18 protein-coding genes and 1 tRNA gene are annotated in these 20,323 nt (G+C 62.5%); 16 read left to right on the top strand and 3 right to left on the bottom strand.

What is annotated here, in order from left to right:
- Window positions 1-165 precede the first annotated feature (165 nt).
- From purL to BMF35_RS09075, 3 genes are all read left to right on the top strand, one after another.
- Entirely contained in the window at window positions 166-2,400 is a 2,235-nt protein-coding gene (purL, locus tag BMF35_RS09085; RefSeq protein WP_047005662.1) for a phosphoribosylformylglycinamidine synthase subunit PurL, read from the top strand.
- Window positions 2,400-2,807, top strand: coding sequence for a DUF3052 family protein (locus tag BMF35_RS09080; RefSeq protein ID WP_047005661.1), 408 nt, complete (start codon window positions 2,400-2,402; stop codon window positions 2,805-2,807). The genes purL and BMF35_RS09080 overlap by 1 nt, the downstream gene beginning before the upstream one ends.
- A 114-nt stretch (window positions 2,808-2,921) precedes the next feature.
- Window positions 2,922-3,608 carry a nitroreductase family protein gene (locus BMF35_RS09075; protein WP_047005660.1) on the top strand — a complete coding sequence of 229 codons (687 nt, stop codon included), beginning with the start codon at window positions 2,922-2,924 and terminating at the stop codon, window positions 3,606-3,608.
- 4 nt (window positions 3,609-3,612) lie between these two features.
- On the opposite strand, the gene serB is transcribed toward BMF35_RS09075, so the two are convergent.
- Window positions 3,613-4,494, bottom strand: a complete 882-nt coding sequence (gene serB, locus BMF35_RS09070; protein ID WP_047006475.1) for a phosphoserine phosphatase SerB — start codon at window positions 4,492-4,494, stop codon at window positions 3,613-3,615.
- On the opposite strand from serB, the gene miaA reads away from it, so the two are divergent.
- From miaA to BMF35_RS09020, 10 genes are all read left to right on the top strand, one after another.
- A complete protein-coding gene (gene miaA / locus BMF35_RS09065; protein ID WP_047005659.1) occupies window positions 4,487-5,428 on the top strand; it encodes a tRNA (adenosine(37)-N6)-dimethylallyltransferase MiaA in 942 nt (313 codons plus the stop codon). The genes serB and miaA overlap by 8 nt on opposite strands.
- 120 nt (window positions 5,429-5,548) lie before the next feature.
- Window positions 5,549-7,291 carry a biosynthetic-type acetolactate synthase large subunit gene (ilvB, locus tag BMF35_RS09060; protein WP_047005658.1) on the top strand — a complete coding sequence of 581 codons (1,743 nt, stop codon included), beginning with the start codon at window positions 5,549-5,551 and terminating at the stop codon, window positions 7,289-7,291.
- Between the two features lies 1 nt (window position 7,292).
- Window positions 7,293-7,808, top strand: a complete 516-nt coding sequence (gene ilvN / locus BMF35_RS09055; RefSeq protein WP_047005657.1) for an acetolactate synthase small subunit — start codon at window positions 7,293-7,295, stop codon at window positions 7,806-7,808.
- A 5-nt stretch (window positions 7,809-7,813) separates the two neighbouring features.
- Window positions 7,814-8,212 (top strand): hypothetical protein, encoded by a 399-nt coding sequence (locus BMF35_RS09050; protein ID WP_047005656.1) that lies wholly within the window; start codon window positions 7,814-7,816, stop codon window positions 8,210-8,212.
- A gap of 35 nt (window positions 8,213-8,247) precedes the next feature.
- Window positions 8,248-9,297: a ketol-acid reductoisomerase gene (ilvC, locus tag BMF35_RS09045; RefSeq protein ID WP_047005655.1), complete on the top strand. Its 1,050-nt coding sequence runs from the start codon at window positions 8,248-8,250 to the stop codon at window positions 9,295-9,297.
- Window positions 9,255-9,911, top strand: coding sequence for a DUF6151 family protein (locus BMF35_RS09040; protein WP_335622556.1), 657 nt, complete (start codon window positions 9,255-9,257; stop codon window positions 9,909-9,911). The genes ilvC and BMF35_RS09040 overlap by 43 nt, the downstream gene beginning before the upstream one ends.
- 127 nt (window positions 9,912-10,038) lie before the next feature.
- Window positions 10,039-10,689 (top strand): YceI family protein, encoded by a 651-nt coding sequence (locus BMF35_RS09035; RefSeq protein ID WP_052765888.1) that lies wholly within the window; start codon window positions 10,039-10,041, stop codon window positions 10,687-10,689.
- An 83-nt stretch (window positions 10,690-10,772) separates the two neighbouring features.
- Window positions 10,773-11,372: a DUF4329 domain-containing protein gene (locus BMF35_RS09030; RefSeq protein ID WP_052765887.1), complete on the top strand. Its 600-nt coding sequence runs from the start codon at window positions 10,773-10,775 to the stop codon at window positions 11,370-11,372.
- Window positions 11,373-11,750: 378 nt separating this feature from the next.
- On the top strand, window positions 11,751-13,448 hold the full coding sequence (leuA, locus tag BMF35_RS09025; protein ID WP_047005653.1) for a 2-isopropylmalate synthase: 1,698 nt from the start codon (window positions 11,751-11,753) through the stop codon (window positions 13,446-13,448).
- A gap of 101 nt (window positions 13,449-13,549) precedes the next feature.
- Window positions 13,550-15,535, top strand: coding sequence for a PAS domain-containing hybrid sensor histidine kinase/response regulator (locus BMF35_RS09020; RefSeq protein ID WP_052765886.1), 1,986 nt, complete (start codon window positions 13,550-13,552; stop codon window positions 15,533-15,535).
- On the opposite strand, the gene BMF35_RS09015 is transcribed toward BMF35_RS09020, so the two are convergent.
- Entirely contained in the window at window positions 15,532-16,014 is a 483-nt protein-coding gene (locus tag BMF35_RS09015; protein ID WP_236781508.1) for an AHH domain-containing protein, read from the bottom strand. The genes BMF35_RS09020 and BMF35_RS09015 overlap by 4 nt on opposite strands.
- A 68-nt stretch (window positions 16,015-16,082) precedes the next feature.
- Window positions 16,083-16,817: a hypothetical protein gene (locus BMF35_RS09010; protein WP_047005652.1), complete on the bottom strand. Its 735-nt coding sequence runs from the start codon at window positions 16,815-16,817 to the stop codon at window positions 16,083-16,085.
- Window positions 16,818-17,034: 217 nt separating this feature from the next.
- Here BMF35_RS09010 and recJ point away from each other — a divergent pair, with 217 nt between their 5' ends.
- From recJ to BMF35_RS08995, 3 genes are all read left to right on the top strand, one after another.
- Entirely contained in the window at window positions 17,035-18,813 is a 1,779-nt protein-coding gene (gene recJ, locus BMF35_RS09005) for a single-stranded-DNA-specific exonuclease RecJ (protein WP_047005651.1), read from the top strand.
- A 94-nt stretch (window positions 18,814-18,907) separates the two neighbouring features.
- A tRNA-Glu gene (locus BMF35_RS09000) sits at window positions 18,908-18,982 on the top strand.
- Window positions 18,983-19,088: 106 nt separating this feature from the next.
- Window positions 19,089-20,297: a sensor histidine kinase gene (locus BMF35_RS08995; protein WP_236781507.1), complete on the top strand. Its 1,209-nt coding sequence runs from the start codon at window positions 19,089-19,091 to the stop codon at window positions 20,295-20,297.
- The last annotated feature ends 26 nt before the right edge of the window (window positions 20,298-20,323 follow it).

The following is a 20,323-nucleotide window of genomic DNA, read 5'->3' as shown; positions in this document are numbered from 1 at the left end:
TCGATCCGCTCATGCTGAGCTTGTCGAAGCATCGTTCTTCACTTTATTGCGCGCAGTCATAAGAAAAAGCGATCCTTCGACAAGCTCAGGATGAGCGGGGAAAATCTTCAGAGGCTGATGTTGCGGGCCTTCCCCTCTCCTACCCTCCCCGCTAAGGCGCGTGCCATGTCAGATATCACCCCCGAAGTGGTCGAACAGCACGGCCTCAGCCCCGAAGAATATGACCGCGTTCTCGCTGCGCTTGGCCGCGAGCCCAACCTTGTGGAATTGGGCATCTTCTCGGTCATGTGGTCGGAGCACTGCTCCTACAAATCCAGCCGCCTTCACCTGAAGAAACTGCCGACCGAGGCTCCATGGGTCATTTGCGGTCCTGGCGAGAATGCCGGTGTGATTGACATCGGCGACGGGCAGGCCGCCATCTTCAAGATGGAGAGCCACAACCACCCCTCCTATATCGAGCCCTATCAGGGCGCGGCGACGGGCGTGGGCGGTATCTTGCGCGACGTGTTCACCATGGGCGCGCGCCCGGTGGCGAATGCCAATGCGCTGCGCTTCGGGCGGCCCAATCATCCCAAGATGAAGCATCTGGTGCAGGGTGTGGTCGCTGGCATTGGCGGATACGGCAATTGCGTGGGCGTGCCGACCGTGGCGGGCGAAACGAACTTCCACCCCGCCTATGACGGCAACATCCTCGTCAACGCTATGACCGTGGGCGTCGCCGATGCCGATAAGATTTTCTACAGCGCTGCCACGGGCGTTGGGAACCCGATCGTGTATGTCGGCTCCAAAACCGGACGCGACGGCATCCACGGCGCAACCATGGCAAGCGCGGATTTCGGCGAGGATGCCGAGGAGAAGCGCCCCACCGTGCAGGTGGGCGACCCGTTCACGGAAAAGCTGCTGATCGAGGCGTGCCTCGAACTGATGGCCACCGATGCCATCGTCGCCATCCAGGATATGGGCGCGGCGGGCCTCACAAGTTCGTCCGTCGAAATGGCTACCAACGGCAAGGCCGGCATCCGCCTCGACATGGGCAAGGTGCCCTGCCGCGAAGAGGGCATGACGCCGTATGAAATGATGCTCAGCGAAAGCCAGGAGCGCATGCTCATGGTGCTGAAACCCGCCAAAGAGGAAATGGCGCAGGCCATTTTCGAGAAGTGGGAGCTGGATTTCGCCGTCATCGGCGAGGTCACCGATACGCGCCACATGGTGCTGGAATTCGGCGGCGAAGTCGTTTGCGACATTCCGCTTGGCCCGCTGGCCGCCGATGCGCCGGAATATGATCGCCCCTACCTCTCCATGGAGGAGTATCTCGATTGGGCCGGCATCGCCCCGATGCAGCAGCGCCCCGATAGCGAGGATGTGGGCGCGGACCTCTTGAAACTGCTCGCCAGCCCCAATCTCGCATCGAAAAGCTGGATCAGCCAGCAATATGACAGCCAGGTGGGTGCCGACACTCTCCAGACCGGCGGCGATGCGGGCGTGGTGCGCGTGCACGGCACGAAAAAAGCGCTGGCGATCAGCACCGATTGCACGCCGCGCTATGTCCATGCCGACCCGCGCGAGGGCGGCAAGCAAGCGATTGCCGAGGCCTATCGCAACCTCTGCGCCGTGGGCGCGCGCCCGCTGGCAGTGACCAATTGCCTCAATTTCGCCAACCCTCAGCGGCCCGAGATCATGGCGCAATTCGTCCACGCGCTGGATGGTATGGGCCAGGCCTGCCGCGTGCTCGATTTCCCCATCGTCAGCGGCAATGTCAGCCTCTACAATGAAAGCAAGGCGACGGGCGGCGGCAGCGCGATCCTGCCCACGCCCGCGATTGGCGGCGTCGGCATTATCGACAATTACGATTCGATGATGACCATGCCTTTCAAGAGTGAAGGCGATGCCATCTACCTGATCTGGCCGGAGGAATGGGCTACGCCCGATCCGCAGCGCAGCCATCTGGGCAAGTCTCTCTGGCTCAGCGTCGTGCATGGCCGCGACGAGGGCCGCGCTCCGCCGGTCGACCTGACGCTGGAGAAGAATGCCGGCAAGATCGTGCGCGAACTGATCGCGGATGGGCTGGTGAATGCCGTTCACGATGTCTCGGATGGCGGCCTCGCCGTAGCTCTGGCTGAAATGGCCATGGCCGGTGGCATAGGAGCCGAGGTCGAAGGCAATCCCGACTACACCGATGCGCAGTGGTGGTTCGGCGAAGACCAAGGGCGCTATGTCGTCACCGTTCCCGATACGCAGGCGCTTAACGAGGCGCTGGCCAAGGGCACCGAAGACGAAGATACCGCCCGTGTCGGCTTCCGCCGCATCGGCACGACCGGTGGCACCAGCCTGCTGGGCGTCTCGCTGGAGGATATGCGGAAGGCGCACGCCAGCTTTTTCGCGGACTGGATGGAGACGTAATGACCGAAGGCTATTCCGGCACGCCGCTGGCGCAAAAGCTGACGTTGAAGGACGGCATGCGCGTGTGGTTCGACGGGATGCCGCCAACCGTCCTTGCCGAGATCGAGGACAGCAATGTGGAGCTTTGCCATCAGGACAGCCCGGACCAGCCCTTCGATGCGGCGCATATCTTCGTCTCCTGCTCAGCATCGCTCACCAGCAAGCTCGCCGATCTGACCGCATGCATGCAGCGCGACGGGCAGATCTGGATCAGCTGGCCGAAGAAATCGTCTGGCGTCGAAACGCAGGTGGGCGAGCACGACGTGCGCGAAGCAGGGCTGGATGCCGGCCTTGTCGACACCAAGAAATGCGCGGTGGACGAGACATGGTCGGGCCTGAAATTCGTGATCCGGAAGGATGAGCGGTAAAGTCAGCCAGTAGAAATCCGTTCGGGCTGAGCCTGTCGAAGCCCTGCATTCGTTTCTTCCGAAGTGCAAATTACAAAGACAGCCCTTCGACAGGCGCAGGGCGAACGGAGATTGTTGTTGGAAAAACACCACCCTTTTCCTGCGCTTCCCGCTTTGTCGGACGAAGAGCGTGTCGAGCGTGCCCGCGCGGCTTACGAGCGTCTTCGCACGCGCCATTCCTGCCGTGCGTTCTCCGAGCACGACGTGCCGCGAGAGGTGATCGAGTACGCCATCCGCGCTGCTGGCACCGCGCCCAATGGCGCAAACCACCAGCCGTGGCATTTCGCCGTAATCCGCTCGCCCGACAAAAAACGCGCCGTGCGCGAGGCTGCCGAGGCCGAGGAGACGCGCTTCTACGGCGCGGATGGCGACAAACCCAAGGCAAGCGAGGAATGGCTAGGCGCCCTCGCGCCCATCGGTACGGACGAGAACAAGCCTTTCCTTGAAACCGCCCCGTGGCTGATCGTGTGCTTCGCGCAGCGGACCGGCGGGATCGAGGAAGACGGGCAGACACAAAATTACTACGTCAATGAAAGTGTCGGCATTGCGTGCGGGATGCTCATTTCCACGCTACACGAAGCGGGCCTTGCCACGCTCACGCACACGCCCTCGCCAATGGGCTTCCTGCGCGATCTGTGCGGCAGGCCGAAGAACGAGAAACCGCTGATGATCGTGGTGGCGGGGCTGCCGGCGGACGATGCGACGGTGCCGGAACACGCGGTGCGCAAGAAGCCGCTGGAGCAGATTGCCAGCTGGCTTTAGGTTTCTAACCGACCCAATCCGCTTCCGGCACTTCCAGCAGCTTCAGCAGCACGGTCAAATCACCGCGCTCCACCCAGCCATTGGCGGCCTCGCGCGCCTTCGGTTTGGCGAAATAGGCGACTCCATAATCCGACGCTTCCAGCATCGGGATATCGTTCGCACCGTCGCCCGCCGCCATGCTGATGGCGCGCTCACCCAACCGGGCCACTTCTTCTTCCAGCACACGCTTTTTGGTCGCGCTGTCGGTGATGGCGCCGACCAGCTTGCCTGTCAGCTTGCCTTCTTGCACCTTCAGCCTGTTACCGACGACGCGCTCGAAGCCGATCTGCTCTGCCACCACGTCGGCGAAGTGGTGGAAACCGCCAGTCACCAGCACGGTGCGGCAACCCTTGCTCTTCAGCGTCTCGACCAGCACGCGCGCGCCGACATTCGGCCTGATGCGCTCGTCGAGGCAGCGGTGGATAGCGCTCTCGTCCAGCCCCTCCAGCAGGCCCACCCGCTCTCGCAGGGCGCTTTCGAAATCCAGTTCGCCCTGCATGGCCCGCTCGGTAATTTCGGCGACCTTCGCCTTCAATCCGGCGAAATCGGCGAGTTCATCGATACATTCCTGCCCGATCATGGTGCTGTCCATGTCGGACACGAAGAGGTCCGGCACGCGGATGGCATCGCGGGCGATCAGGCAATCGCTCGGATCGAAAGCCGCGCGGATGGCGCGGCGCAGCGCGTCCAGATCGTCGCCCGGGGATTCGATCTGCAGCACATCGCCGCAGAAATCGAGCATGGCCGCGTGGGCGATGGGCGTATCGCTATCGGAGAGAACAGCCATCATCGCCTCGAGGCCGCTTTCCAGCGCAGCGGGGTCTGCTATCAGCCGGGCAATGAGCATGTCGCAAACTCCTGGGGGACGAAAACCGCTGGCGCTCATCGCAGGGCCGACCGCCAGCGGCAAGAGCGATTGTGCGGTGCGTCTCGCGCTGCATCTGCGCTCCGGGGGCCGCGATGCGGTGGTGGTCAATGCCGACAGCGCACAGGTCTATGCCGACCTGCACGTGCTCAGCGCCCGCCCGAGCGAAGAGGAAATGCGCGGCGTGCCACACCGGCTGTTCGGAACGTGGGACGGGGCCGAGGCCTGCTCTGCGGCGGATTGGGCTACGGCGGCGAAAGCGGAGATTGCAGCGGCGCACGGGTCTGAAGCGGTGCCGATACTCGTAGGCGGAACCGGGCTCTATATCCGCACCCTGCTGGATGGCATCGCGCCAATCCCCGAAATCGACGCCGACATCCGCGCCGCCGTGCGCGCCCTGCCTGTGGCGGAGGCATACGGCGCCTTGCAGGTCGAAGATCCGGCCAGCGCGGCGCGCCTTGCGCCTGCCGACAGCCAGCGCATCTCCCGCGCGCTGGAAGTGGTCCGGTCGACCGGCGCACCGCTCGATGTATGGCACACGCGGATGACCGGCGGCATCGCTGAGCAGGTCGATATTGCGCCGCTCGTGCTGCTGCCGGATCGCGACTGGCTGCATGCACGATGCGACTTGCGGTTCGAGCGGATGCTGGAAAGCGGCGCGGTGGCAGAGGTCGAAGCCCTGCTCTCCCGCAATCTCGATCCCGATTTGCCGGTCATGCGCGCGATCGGCGTGCCACAGATCGCTGCGATGCTGCGCGGAGAAATGTCGCGCGAGGATGCCATCGCCGCCGGTCAACTTGCGACGCGGCAATATGCCAAGCGGCAGTACACGTGGCTTCGCAACCAGTTGCCCACGCATTGGGCGAGACGCGATCCTGTCGATGTCGATATCGACAGTGTCGTTAGAATAAAATAACGCATCTGATGATTGACTAGACAGATAGTTTCACATATCGCCCGTCCATAGAAAGGAAACATGCGACCCGGCACGAGCGATTGTGCCGGGTTGTCTTTTGCCCCGAACGGGAGATCGAACGTGCCCGAAGAACGCAGCGGCGCTGCGATATTGGTGGAAAGCCTAGTGCGGCAGGGGGTCGAATTCGTCTTCGGCTACCCTGGCGGCGCTGTGCTGCCGATTTATGACGAATTGTTCTCCGACAAACGCATCCGGCACATCCTCGTGCGGCACGAGGCAGGCGCAGCTCATGCGGCGGAAGGTTACGCCCGCTCCACCGGCAAGCCCGGCGTTGTGCTTGTCACCAGCGGCCCGGGCGCGACGAACGCGATCACCGGGATTGCCGATGCCTATCTGGATTCGATCCCGCTGGTGGTGATTACCGGGCAGGTGCCGACCAATCTCATCGGCACGGATGCGTTTCAGGAAGCCGACACCGTAGGGCTGACGCGGCATTGTTCCAAGCACAATTACCTTGTGAAAGACCCTGAAGACCTCGCCGCAACTATCGAGGAAGCTTTCCGAATTTCCTCGACGGGCAGGCCCGGACCGGTGGTGGTGGACTTCCCGAAGAACGTGCAGATCGCTACGGCCGGAATGCCTGACGGAAAGGCTCCCAAGCGCACGCGCTACCAGCCGAACACGGTCGCCTCGCCCGATGAAATTGCCGAAGCAGTGGAGCTTATTGCGTCTGCAACGCAGCCCGTCCTCTATACAGGCGGCGGAATCATCAATTCCGGTCCGCGCGCCAGCGAACTCTTGCGCGAATTACAGCGCCGCACGGGTGCACCTGTCACCTCGACCCTAATGGGCCTCGGCGCATTTCCCGCAGACCATCCGGGCTGGCTCGGCATGCTGGGCATGCACGGCACGTATGAAGCCAATATGGCGATGAACCAGTGCGACGTCATGGTCTGCATCGGCGCTCGGTTCGACGACCGTGTGACCGGGCGGCTCGATGCCTTTTCGCCGGACTCGAAGAAGATCCACATCGATATTGACCGCTCCAGCATCAACAAGATCGTGCCCGTCGACCTCGGCATTGTGGGCGATTGCGCGACTGTGCTGGATCAGTTGCTGGAATGCTGGGGAGACCGCCAAGGCCGCGATCTGGGTGAATGGAAAGCGCGCATTGCCGGCTGGCGCGCGCGCGACAGCCTCGCTTATCCTGCGCGCAAGGATGCGCTGATGCCGCAAAAGGCAGTCGAGACGCTGTTCGCCATGACGAAGGATCGCGATCCCATCATCACCACCGAGGTGGGGCAGCACCAGATGTGGGCGGCGCAGTATTTCGGCTTCATGGGCCCGAACAAATGGCTGACAAGCGGCGGGCTCGGCACGATGGGCTACGGCATGCCCGCTGCCATCGGCGCGCAATTGGGCAATACCGACGCGCTGGTGATCGACATTGCCGGGGAAGCCAGCATCCAGATGAACATCCAGGAGCTTGGCACGGCCAGCCAGTATCGCTTACCGATCAAGGTGTTCATCCTCAACAACGAATATATGGGCATGGTCCGTCAGTGGCAGGAACTGACCTATGAGAGCCGTTATTCAAACAGTTACAGCGATTCCCTGCCAGACTTTGTGAAGCTATCGGAGGCCTATGGCTGGAAAGGCATCCGCATTCATGACGAAAGCGAACTGGAGGATGGCATCGCCGCCATGCTCGCCCATGACGGGCCGGTGATGGTGGATTGCCAGGTGGCGAAGGACGCCAATTGCTACCCCATGATCCCCAGCGGCGCCGCGCATACCGACATGCTGATGTACGGCGACGAGGTTTACGGCATCATGGCCGACGAAGCGAAGGCGCTGGTGTGACATGAAGATCCAGCATCGCCAGTCCGAGCGGCATGTCCTCACTGTCATCGTCGATAACGAACCGGGCATCCTCGCCAAGATCACGGGCCTGTTTACCGCGCGCGGCTACAATATCGACAGCCTGACCGTGGCGGATATCTCGGAAGATCACGCCATCAGTCGCATCACGATCGTCACCGGCGGCCCGCCGCAAGTGATCGACCAGATCCAGGCGCAGCTGGAGCGGCTGGTGCCCGTTCACCGCGTCGTCGACCTGACCGAGGAAGGCCCGCATGTGGAGCGCGAGCTGGCGCTGGTAAAAGTGCGCGGCACGGGGGAAACGCGTGTCGAGGCGCTGCGCACCGCAGAGGTCTTCCGCGCCAGCGTGGTCGATACGACGCCGCAGAGCTTCATTTTCGAACTGACGGGATCATCGGCAAAGATCGACAGCTTTATCGCCCTGATGCGCGAACTTGGGCTGGTGGAAGTGGGCCGTTCGGGTATCACGGGCATGATGCGAGGCCACGAAGAGAGCTGACACCCATGGAAATCCTGAACCCTACTTTCATGCTGCTGATGGCGGCGGCACTTTGCGCGATTACTGCGCTGATCCATTCGATCGGCGGCGAGAAGGAGCTGATCGGCCCCGCTTTCGCCATCGATGCACCGCTTACGCAAAGCCCACTGGCGCGCACGATCCTGCGCTTTGCCTGGCATTGGACCACGCTGCTGTGGTTCATCGTCGCCGCCGTGCTGGCACTGATGGCCTATGGCGATATCGATGTGCCGGCGCTGCTGTTGGGCATCGCGATGACGCACCTTGCCGCCGGCATTTATAGCGGCATTGCCAGCCGCGGCCAGTTCATCGGATTTCCACTCATCACCCTGATCGGCGTGCTGACGCTGCTCGCTTTCCAGATCAGCCAAACCGCCACGACCTGACCCATTCGCAAACGCATTCGCACAAGAGGATTTCGATGAAAGTCTATCACGACGCCGACACCGACCGCAGCCTGATCGCCAGCCGCAATATCGCGGTGATCGGCTATGGCAGCCAGGGCCATGCCCATGCGCAGAACCTGCGCGACAGCATTGCCGCGGCTGGCGGATCGGGCGAAGTGCGTGTGGCGCTGCGCGAAGGCTCGGCCACGGCGAAGAAGGCGGAAGGCGCAGGCTTTACCGTCATGTCCAACGCCGAAGCGGCGGCGTGGGCAGATATCGTGATGGTCCTTGCGCCTGACGAGTACCAGTCAGAAATCTGGCGCAACGATCTGCGCGGCAATATGAAGGATGGCGCCGCCCTCGCCTTCGCCCATGGCCTCAACGTGCATTTCGGCCTGATCGAACCGCGCGAGGACCTCGACGTCATCATGATCGCGCCCAAGGGTCCGGGCCATACGGTGCGCAATGAATACGAACAGGGCCGCGGCGTGCCCGCCCTTATCGCCGTGCACCAGGAAGGCAGCGGCTCGGGCGGCAATGGCTTCGCCAAGTCGCTCGCCCTCGCTTATGCAGGAGCCATGGGCGCGGGCCGGTCCGCCATCATCGAAACCAGCTTCAAAGATGAATGCGAGACAGACCTCTTCGGCGAGCAGGCCGTGCTTTGCGGCGGCATCAGTCACCTCGTCCTTGCCGGGTTCGAGACGCTGGTAGAGGCCGGTTATCCCGAAGAGATGGCCTATTTCGAATGCCTGCACGAGACCAAGCTGATCGTCGACCTGATGTATGAAGGCGGCATCGCCAATATGCGCTATTCCATCAGCAATACGGCGGAATACGGCGATTATCACACCGGCCCGCGCGTCATCACCGATGAAACCAAGGCCGAGATGAAGCGCGTTCTGGACGACATCCAGCGCGGCAAGTTCGTGCAGCGTTTCATGACCGATAATGCCGTCGGCAATCCGGAAATGAAGGCCGCGCGCCAGCGGCAGGAAGCGCATCCCATCGAGAAGGTCGGCACCAAGCTGCGATCGATGATGCCATGGATCGGCGACAACAAGCTCGTCGACAAAGAGAAGAACTAGGACGCGGTCGCTACGGCATGGAAGAGACGCTCTCCTTTGCATGCCAATGCGGCGCGGTGCGCGGAACGGTAGCCATACCATCCCCGATAGATGGCGAGTGCTTGGTCTGCCATTGCCATGACTGCCGGGATTTCATCCGGCTTATGGGCAAGGCGGACACGATGCTGGACGATCTTGGCGGTCTGGCATTGTTCAACTTCCGTGGATCGCGTCTTCGTTTGGAGCAAGGGATCGAGAACCTCGCCAGCCTTCACATGACGGACCGCCCTGTGCTGCGCTGGTATGCTTCGTGTTGCGATACGCCGATGTTCAACAGTTTCGCCACTAGCAGTCTGCCATTCCTCGATATTCTCGTGCCGACGATCCGCGATGCCGCAGCGCTCTCCGGCCTGCGCGATCGCCAGCGGCATCTTTTCACCAAGAGTGCGACCGGCGATGCGAGCAGCCTTCGCAAAACATATCCCCTGGCCCTGATGGCGCGCACCTTTCCGCGCATGGTTAGAGAATGGGTAGGAGGCGCGCGCAAGGCGAACCCGCTATTCGATCCAAGCACCGGTAGGCCTGTTGCCGAACCGCGAAGAGTAAGTGCGAAAGAGCGCTCAGCCATCACTTGAGGCATGCCCACTTCGCCGCCTTGCGCCCGGCAAAAAGCCTAACCATCGGGCTGCCAAATTCTGCTCTCTGGCGTTGCTGGATTCACACCCCACATATTGGCGAAGCAGGGATTTCAGGAGACCGACCATGCGCAAGACACTTTTCGCTTTCACCGCCGCCGGAACGCTGGCTGCGTGCGCCACCGCTGCCGCGACTACCGAAACCGTCTCGGCCACGCTGGAAGGCGTGGACACAGCCGGCATCCGGTCCGGCACCTATCGCACCGATCCTGCGCATACGCTGGTCGAATGGCGCCTCTCCCATTTCGGCTTCAACGACTATTTCGGCCTCTTCGGCGATGCCGAAGGCGTGCTAGAGCTTGATAGGGACAATCTTTCCAACAGCTCGGTCGACATCACCCTGCCCATCACCTCCCTCGCCGTGGTGAGCGAAGGACTGCGTGAGCACATGCTGCGCCCCGGCGAGAATGGCGGCGAGCCCGATTTCTTCGGCCCCGATCCCGACGATGCGCGCTTCGTCTCGACGTCCGTCGTCCAGACGAGCCTGACCACGGCGAACATCTTCGGCAATCTGACGCTTAACGGCCGGACGGCGCCGGTCGTCATCGCCGCCGAACTGTCCGGCCAAGGCGACAACCCGATGAACCAGAAAGCGACTGTCGGCTTTCACGGCACGACCACGATCATGCGCTCGCAATGGGGCCTCGATTTCGGCGTACCGATGGGCTTGGGCGACGAGGTGGCGCTGGACATCACGGTCGCATTCGAGAAAGACTGACGCCGAGAGCCATGGTGCGAATGCGAGGGACATGACGATTTCGAAAGCCATCGCTCAGCAGAAGCTGCGAGCCTGACGACGACGTGCCGGATAACCGCCAGACAGTCACCATTCTTGCCATCTGCGCCTTCGTCTGGATGGCTATCGTCCTTCGCAATTCCTTTGAAGTGGTGGGCGACGATGTGAACTATCGCACCGTGTCGCAAGAGCAAGTGGACCGCTTCGCGCGCGCGCAGCTCTCGGACTTGCAGGCGCGCTCCTTCTCGGACGGCGTGGAATTGTGCGGCATCATTTCCGAGAACAGCGATGGCGGTCTCGTCACGCAGGAGATTGTCGTCGGCCACGAGGCGACGTGCGACATCTCGTATTTCAACCTGCGCAATCGCCTGCCCGTCGCCAGCTTCCACACGCATGGCCGGCACGATGATCGCTATGACAGCGAAGTGCCTTCGCTGATCGACCTCGAAGGCGATATCGCAGGCGGGCTGCATGGCTATGTCTCCACGCCCGGCGGCAGGCTTTGGCGCAACGATCCCGCCACGGGCACGGCGAATTTGCTGTGCGGCCAGGGCTGCCTGCCGACCGATCCGAACTACCAGCCATGCGCCGCGTTCGAACCGCAGGAAAGCTACACCGTGGCGACCTTGCGCCAGCGCATGCGCACGCCTTGGACCGGGTGCTGAAAAGCGGCTCCTGACAGCTGCCGTGTCCTACAGCAATGTGATCTGGCAAAGGGACCGCATGATGCAGCGACCACCAGCCCATCCCGAAGGTTACACCGCCTTTCGCGCTGACCCGCAGGATTGGGCGCGCCACAGGCCGAGCAGATATTTCCGAACGCGGCCTTTGGCGCTCCAGGTTGAGGTGGATTCGCGCTGGACGATCGCGCGCATGCGCGTTAGCTTCGCCTATCATGAGCATCGGCATTCGCCCCATCCTGCTTCGACTTATGCGCCCTTAGGCGCGCAACATGTCCTGCCCGGCGCAGGACCGCTGCCTAAGGGCTCTTTCTTCCCGCACCAGACCCAACCGGCTCACGCCCAACAAGGCTGCCAGCACCGATGCCCATGCATTCCGACCCGAAAACGAAGTACCGCCCCTTCCCGCAAGTGGACCTGCCCGACAGGCAATGGCCGACGCGCAGCATCACCGCCCCGCCCCGCTGGCTGAGCACCGATCTACGCGATGGCAACCAGTCCATCATCGACCCGATGGACCGGGCGAAGAAGACCCGGTTCTTCGACCTGCTGCTGGAAGTGGGCGTGAAGGAAATCGAAGTCGGCTTCCCCGCCGCCGGGCAGACTGAGTTCGACTTCATCAGCTGGCTGGTCCAGTCGGGCCGCGTGCCCGAGGATGTGACGGTGCAGGTCCTCACCCAGTCACGCGAAGACCTGATCGCCCGCAGCTTCGAAAGCCTGGAAGGCGCGCACCGCGCCATCGTCCATCTCTACAATGCGCTCAGCCCCGCATGGCGCGACATCGTGTTCCGCATGAGCCGGGACGAGGTGCGCGACATCGCCATACGCGGCGCGCAGCAGCTGGTGGACGAAGCCGCGAAGCGCCCCGGGACGGATTGGCATTACCAATACTCGCCCGAAACATTCTCGACCGCCGAACTCGATTTCAGCCTCGAGGTTTGCGAAGCGGTCATGCGCACCGTCGGCGCGACAAAGGATCGCCCGCTCATCCTCAACCTGCCCGCCACGGTCGAGGCGGCGACGCCTAATATCTATGCTGACCAGATCGAGTATTTCTGCCGCAACCTGCCCAATCGCGAGGCTGCCATCATCAGCCTGCACACGCATAACGACCGTGGCACAGGCGTCGCGGCGGCGGAACTGGGACTGATGGCGGGCGCGGACCGAGTGGAGGGATGCCTCTTCGGGAATGGCGAGCGGACCGGCAATTGCTGCCTCGTGACCGTCGCGCTCAACATGTACACGCAAGGCGTCGACCCGGGCCTAGATTTCTCTGACATCGACAAGGTGATCGAGACGGTCGAATACTGCAATGCCCTGCCCGTCCACCAGCGGCATCCCTATGGCGGGGAACTGGTCTACACCGCCTTCTCCGGCAGCCATCAGGATGCGATCAAGAAGGGCTTCGAGGCGCGGGGCGCACAGAATGACGAGCACTGGCGCGTGCCTTACCTGCCCATCGATCCGGCCGATCTTGGCCGCAATTACGAGGCGGTGATCCGCGTTAATTCGCAAAGCGGCAAGGGCGGCTTTGCATGGGTACTGCAACAGGATCAGGGGCTGAAGCTGCCCAAGAGGTTGCAGGCCGACTTCTCCAAGCATGTGCAGCACATGGCCGACGGCGAGGGCCACGAACTCACCGCCGAAGATATCTGGCACTGCTTCCGCGAAACCTATTACGTCCAGTCCGAAAGGCGCCGCTTCCGCCTCGTCGATTACGACGAGAGCCGCGCGTCCGACGGCACACGCATCTTCACCGGAACGGTAGAGGTCGATGGCGAGGAACAGCGCGTTTCGGGCCGTGGCAAAGGCCTTATCTCCAGCGTGCTGTCGACAATCCGCGAAGCTTTCGATGTCGATCTGGAAGTCGCCGACTATTCCGAACACGCGCTCGGCACTGGTGTCGATTCCCGAGCGGCTGCCTATATCGAATGGACCACGCCCGACGGTCGCAATGGCTGGGGCGTAGGCATTGACGAAGACGTCGCGACCGCCAGCGTGCGCGCCATCCTTTCGGCTGCCAATGGCGCGGCGCATGGCCCGGGCACGCCCCGCTTCTAGGCGCGAGGCGCGACTAGGTGGCAATCCGGATGCCCATGCTCGCGCAAGAATAGGGATGTCGCACTTATGACGGACCCAGTCTTACCAACCGGGCACGTTATATGGTCGAATACGCTATCATCGCTATTGCGCTTGTCGCAGCATCCGCTTTCGCCCTCCTCTACTACCGCGACCGGCGGCAGAAGCAGGCGGGCGAACACGCCGCATTATCCTTCGCCACGCTTACAGGTGTTGCGCCTGCCGGCATCTGGCGCACCGATGCCAATGGCCACTGCGTCTACGTCAACCGCCACTGGGAAGAGATGGCGGGGCTGGGCCGGGGCGAGTGGCGCGATACCGGCTGGTCCGGCGCGCTGCACCCGGAGGATGCGGACCGGGTCTTCGCCAGCTTCATGCGCGCTGTCGCGAACGAGGAGCTGTTCGAGGATGAATGGCGCTGGAAACGGCCTGACGGATCCAGCCTGTGGGTCATGTGCCGCGGCGCGCCCGAATATGGCGAGGATGGCGAATTGCTCGGCTATGTCGGCATCAACATCGACATCCAGCGAGCCAAGGAGCTGGAAGAGGACCTGAGCGCAGCGTTGGAGACAGCGGAAAGCGCCGCCTCCGCCAAGGCGACCTTTCTCGCTAATATGAGCCACGAAATCCGCACACCCATGAACGGCGTAATCGGTTTCACCGAAATGCTGCTGGAAAGCGATCTGGATGACGAACAATTCGCGCAGGTGCAGCTGATCTCCGACTCAGGACGCGCGATGATGCGACTGCTGAACGATATTCTCGACGTGTCCAAGATCGAGAGTGGCCAGTTGCGGATCATGGAAGAGCCGACCGATCTGCGCCAGCAACTACGCCACTGCGCAAAGCTGCACGAGCCGATGGCGCGCGGCAAAGGACTGACGCTCGGCACCTTTGTCGATGACGCGGTACCGCAGACCGTCATGCTCGATCGCCTCCGCGTGCGGCAGGTCGTGCTCAACCTGATTGGCAACGCGGTCAAGTTCACGGAACGCGGCGGTGTCGATGTAGAAGCGCGAGTCGAGACCAGTTCGGAGGGACCTGTGCTGTCCCTCAGCGTCATCGACACCGGTATAGGTATCGAGGCGGACCGGATGGATGTGATCTTCAAGCCGTTCACGCAGGAGGATGGCTCGGTAGCCCGCCGCTATGGCGGCACGGGCCTCGGTCTTGCCATCTCCAGCCAGCTTGTCACCATGATGGATGGCCGCATCACGGTGCAATCGAGGCCCGGCATCGGAACGGCTTTCACGGTGCGTCTGCCTCTCAAGGAAGCAGCGAATGAAGACGAACTGGAGGAGGTGCAGCCCGCCGCGAAAAGCGTGCTTGGCGACCTCTCCGGTGCCCGTGTGCTGATTGCCGAGGACCACGCGATCAACCAGCAGCTCATTATGGCGATGATCGCATCGCTGGATATCGATGCGCGCCTCGTCGAGAATGGCGAGGAGGCCGTCGCGGCCGCCGTGCAGGCGCGCGATGAGGGCAGACCGTTCGACGTCGTGCTGATGGACATGCAGATGCCCGATGTCGACGGGCTCGAAGCGACGCGCCGCCTTCGTGCGCTTGGCTTTACGGCTAAGGAGCTCCCGGTCATCGCCCTTACAGCCAATTGCTATCCCGACGATGTGGCGGCGTGCACGCGGGCCGGAATGCAGTCCCACCTCGGAAAGCCCGTTACGACGGTTGCTTTGGCACGGGAATTGGCGCGGTGGCTTTCTCCGGCGGATGAGGCAAGCGCTAAGTTGAAGGCAGAGATCACGCACGAAAGCGCTGCCCCGGAAGCGATGGCTCGCCCATCCCTTGCCGGTCTGGAGGCGCGGTATCGCGACCGTCGTACACAGCTGGTCCGGGAGCTGCGCCTATCGCTCGAGAGCGAACCGGCAGCCATCGACTGGGAGAAACTAACCCAGGAATTGCACAAACTTGCAGGGGTTGCGGCCAATTTTGGCGATGCCGAACTGGGCGAAGCGTCGCGCAGGCTGGAGCACGACCTGAAAACAGCGTCGGAGCCGGGCGCAAGGCGCGCTGCGCTCCAGCGCGAGTGGCCGCGATTTGAAGAGGCCGCCTAATCGCCCGGCGCGGTCGCGGCCCAAAGCTGTTCTGCCATTGCATCGAGTTCGGCAAAGTCCAGCTCGCTGCGAAACGGGTCCTTGCGGCTTAGAAAGAGGCGATTTCGCGCGGAAACCAGCAAGCGCCGTCGCAACGCAGATTGCAGCAGGGCCAATCGCATGATCGCATGGCTTGCCGCCCGATCGAGGGATTTCCGACGCTCGCGCTTGAAATCGGCTTCGATCTGACCGGCACGCTGAGACACAAGTGCATTGTAGGCTCGATGGGGTCCCCGGTGCAGCGGTGGTGCCGTCCGGAAAGCGCTGGCTTCGGTCGCGGGAAGGAGGAGGCCGTTGCGGCGAAAATCGTCGATCCCGATCCGTTCGCGTCCGATTGTTTCGATCATCCGCCCCAGCGCGTGGTTGCGCAGCAATTGCAATGGCAAGAGGTGGTGGCGCTGCATATCGGGCTCGAAGCCACGCTCGCCGCGCTTGTTCACGTGGCGGAATGCCAAGGGAAGTCGCCGAATATTGGCGGTGCTTGCGCAAGGGGCTGCCCCCGCGTGGTTTAGTGCGACCCTCTCCACACTTCAACGATGCCGAAGTTTTCCACAGGTTCAAGCATTAACGCCTCGCCGGAAGGGCCGGTAAGCATCTGGTTTTCCTGGAGACGACCATATTCGACCAGCCAATTGATGAGACGGACGGAAAGTTTCGCCGCTTCGACAGGTTCGGTGGCGATATCGGGATGCAGGCGCAATTCCTGGCCGATCAGCTGGGTGAGACCTACCGTTGTCAGTCCGCCGTTCTCGTCTGCCGCCAGCGAGGTCAATCCGAGACCGGGAAACGGCCCACCTTCGATCCAGCGCCGCACCCCGCTGCGGAAATAGCCGACATCGCAAAGCGATCGCGCAGGATGCCACGCGACCGCTTCTACCCCGTCAAGACCAGCCAGCTGCGATACGATCGTCGCCAGCGTGCGGACGACCGGTATCATGTCTCCGCCAGCGCTCAGATGCGGCCCTGGCACCACGGTAACAGCTTGAAGTCGCGAAGGATCGAGGCTGCCGTCGATCCCGTAGCGATAAGCGAGTTCCGGCAGGCTATCGGGCTTTTGCGGCTCCAGCCCGGTCACATCGAAAGCGAGGCCGCTTGCAAGGAGTTCCAGCCAGCCTTCCTCCTGCCCTCCTTCCTCCGATGTATCCAGGCTGACCGCGAGACCGTTTGCCGATTGCGCCAGCTGGCGGATATCGGCCGCGCGCGGTCTCGCACCGTCTGCGAAAAGCAGCGAAGCCGATGACAATCTGCCTTCCCTATCAAGGTGCCGTCCGCTGGCGATCGCCCCATCCCTTCGTCCAAGTGCCAGATTTCTGGCGGGAATTCTCAACAGGGTCGAGTCCCTAGCACGACATTGGTTCGTAAATCATTGTCCGGACAAAGCGAAATGCGCTTATGACGTAGCCAGGCACTTCCGTTGTGGAGAGCTTTTGCCGCAAGAGGGAAGGTTGTAAGCACGTGACATGGCAACGCAAACTGCAGTTCTCGGAGTCGACCGCTCGCTCAGCGGCAAGTCCTGGCAATGGCGCGGCGGAAACATGGAAATCGCTGGCGGCATTCACGGCCTGACCGACGAGATTGGCACGCAGTTGCTGCTCTCTCGCGGTGTTTCGCGTGATGATCTGGACAGGCAGCGCCATCCAAGCCTGCGCGATTTCCTGCCCGATCCTTCCGAATTCAACGACATGGATCGCGCCGCCGAACGGATTGCCGAAGCCGTTATCGGTGGTGAAACGATCACTATCTACGGCGACTACGATGTCGATGGCGCCACAAGCTCGGCCTTGCTGATCCGGCTGATCCGGATGCTCGGCCATGATGCAGGCCATTACATTCCGGACCGGCTGCTGGAAGGCTACGGCCCCAGCGGCGAGGCATTGCTTAAGATCGGCCAGCAAGGCTCCAGCCTAATCGTAACCGTGGATTGCGGCGCCATGGCGCATGAAGCGTTGGCCATGGCGCATGAGGCAGGGGTCGATGTGATTGTGGTTGACCATCACAAATGCGCGCCGGATCTGCCGCGAACCTTTGCGCTGGTAAATCCCAATCGTCTCGATGAAAACGATCTTGCAGCTTCGCATGGCCATCTCGCGGCGGTGGGCGTGGCCTTCATCCTTGCGGTGGCGGTTGTGCGCACGCTGCGCCAACGCGGCTTCTTCTCCGACCGCAAAGAGCCCGATCTGCTGTCGCTGCTGGATCTTGTGGCTCTCGGCACCGTCGCCGATGTCGCGGCGATCCGCGATCTCAATCGCGCTTTTGTGACGCAGGGGCTAAAAGTGATGGCCCGCCGCGCCAATATCGGCATGGCGGCGCTGATCGATGCGAGCCGCCTGAAGGCCGCGCCCAAATGCAGCGATTGCGGCTTTGCGCTGGGCCCGCGGATCAACGCCGGAGGGCGGGTCGGCGAAGCCACCTTGGGTGTACGCCTGCTGACCACTGAAGATCCGGACGAAGCCCGCGCCATTGCCGAGCAGCTTTCGACGCTGAACGAAGAGCGGCGCGCTATCGAAGCCGACGTGCAGCAAGAGGCAGAAGCACAGCTCGCCAGCCAGCACAACCGCGCCGTGGTGGCCGTAAGCGGAACCGGCTGGCATCCCGGTGTGATCGGCATTGTTGCAGGCCGCATCAAGGAAAAGTCCAGCAAGCCCAGCATCGTTATCGCTCTTGATGCGGACGGCACCGGGAAAGGTTCGGGCCGATCGATCCCCGGCGTCGATCTGGGCGCCGCCATCATCGAAGCGCGCGAAAAAGGACTGCTGGTGGCAGGCGGCGGGCACGCCATGGCGGCCGGTCTCACGATCGAGGCCGGAAAACTCGATGAATTCGGAGAATGGCTGGATGAGCGGTTGTCGGCAGCGGTTGCCAAGGCCAGCGCATCGCAGAGCATGTTGCTGGACCTGAGCCTCGCGCCCGGCGGCTTGACGCCCGAGTTGGTTGAGACGCTAGAAAGCGCCGGACCGTATGGGGTCGGTTGGCCGGGCCCACGCATCGCGGTGGGTCCGGTCCATATCGTGAAGGCCGATGTGGTGGGTACCGACCATTTGCGCCTCATCGCTGCCGGTGCGGATGGTCGCAGCATCAAGGCCATCGCTTTCCGCCAGGCAGAAAGCGAGATGGGGCAGTCCATCCTCCATGGCGCGAAAGGCCGCCGCCTGTGGCTTGCAGGACGCGCCAAGATCGACGACTGGGGTGCGCGTCCGGCAGCCGAATTGCACCTGGAAGATGCGGCCTGGGCGGACTGACCGCGCGGATTTCTCGCCAAAACGGCGTTTTTGCGATTTCGGGGGCTTGACCGTTTCCCTGCCCCCCTCTAGATGCGCCGCTCCATCGCAGGATGGCCCCTTCGTCTAGCGGTTAGGACGCGGCCCTTTCACGGCTGAAACACGGGTTCGATTCCCGTAGGGGTCACCAGCGATGGACTTCTCCTCCCACAGCATCGCCCCTTCTTTCGCCGTGTTTCCGGCGATCCGTGCGTGACATGCTTTCTTTGCGGTAGAAACCGAATCCGTTCTGGCGCATGACGCTGCGCATGGATGGCAAGACGACACCGTTTGGGGGCATCATCCTTGCGATAGGTTGCGGCCTGTTCCTTGCTGCGATGGGCACCAGCCTGCTTGTCGTGGTCGCCGTTATCGGCATCTGGATCCTCTCGCTCTGGCTTGCCGCCCCTCCCCCGCCGCCGCCGCAGAAAAAAGCGAATGGCGGCATGCAGATCAGCGGCGCGAGCATGCGCGACCTGATCGAGCATTCCGGCCTGCCTCTTATCATGATCGATTCGGATCGCATTATCATGGCAAATGCGCATGCGAGAGAAGCGCTGGGCAAACATATTATCGGGCAGGACGTTCGCGTCGCGCTGCGGCATCCCGCAGCCATCGACCTCCTCTCACGCGGTGAAGGAGGAAGCGTCGCCGTGCAAGGTCTGACCGGCCCGAAAAGCAATTGGCAGATAACCATCCAGCCCATCGATGCGCGCTATGCCTTGATCGAGCTGGTGAACCGCACCGCCGAGGCCGATGTCAGCCGCGCCCATTCCGATTTCGTTGCGAATGCAAGCCATGAGCTGCGCACGCCGCTCGCATCCATCATCGGCTATGTCGAGACGCTGTCGGACGAAGGCGAAAAGGTCGATCCGAAGCAGGCCAGCAAATTCTATGGCACTGTGCTGCGCGAGGCGCGTCGCTTGCAGACATTGGTAGACGATCTGATGTCGCTCAGCCGGGTGGAGGCGGAAAAGCATGACCAGCCGCGCGCGCCGGTCCTGCTGACACCGCTCATCCGCAGCGCTGCCCGTGATGGCGCGGGTGCCGAGCGATTCGACCGTCTGCAATTCGACCTGGGCGAGCGCGACCTCTCGATCCGCGGCGATGAGCGCCAGATAGAGCAATTGGTGCGCAACCTGGTCGATAACGCTCTGAAATATGGTGGTGACGGGCCGGTCGAGGTGGGCCTGCAAAAGGGCGAGCGCGATATGGCCGTGCTGAGTGTGCGCGATCACGGCGAAGGGATCGCCGCCGAACATCTTCCCCATCTCACCCGGCGGTTCTACCGCACCGATCCGGGTCGCAGCAGGGCAGCGGGCGGAACAGGGCTAGGCTTGGCCATCGTGAAACATATCGTCGAGCGGCACCGCGGTCGGCTGGATTTCGATTCCACCCTTGGCGACGGGACGACCGTCACCGTGCGCCTGCCGCTACTGGCTTTGGAGGCACAGGCCAGGGATTGAGCGCCAGGTCTTTCCACAGCTCCATT

The organism is Aurantiacibacter gangjinensis (genome assembly GCF_001886695.1).
Lineage (GTDB): Bacteria > Pseudomonadota > Alphaproteobacteria > Sphingomonadales > Sphingomonadaceae > Alteraurantiacibacter > Alteraurantiacibacter gangjinensis.
This window is presented reverse-complemented; position numbering and strand designations above follow the sequence as displayed.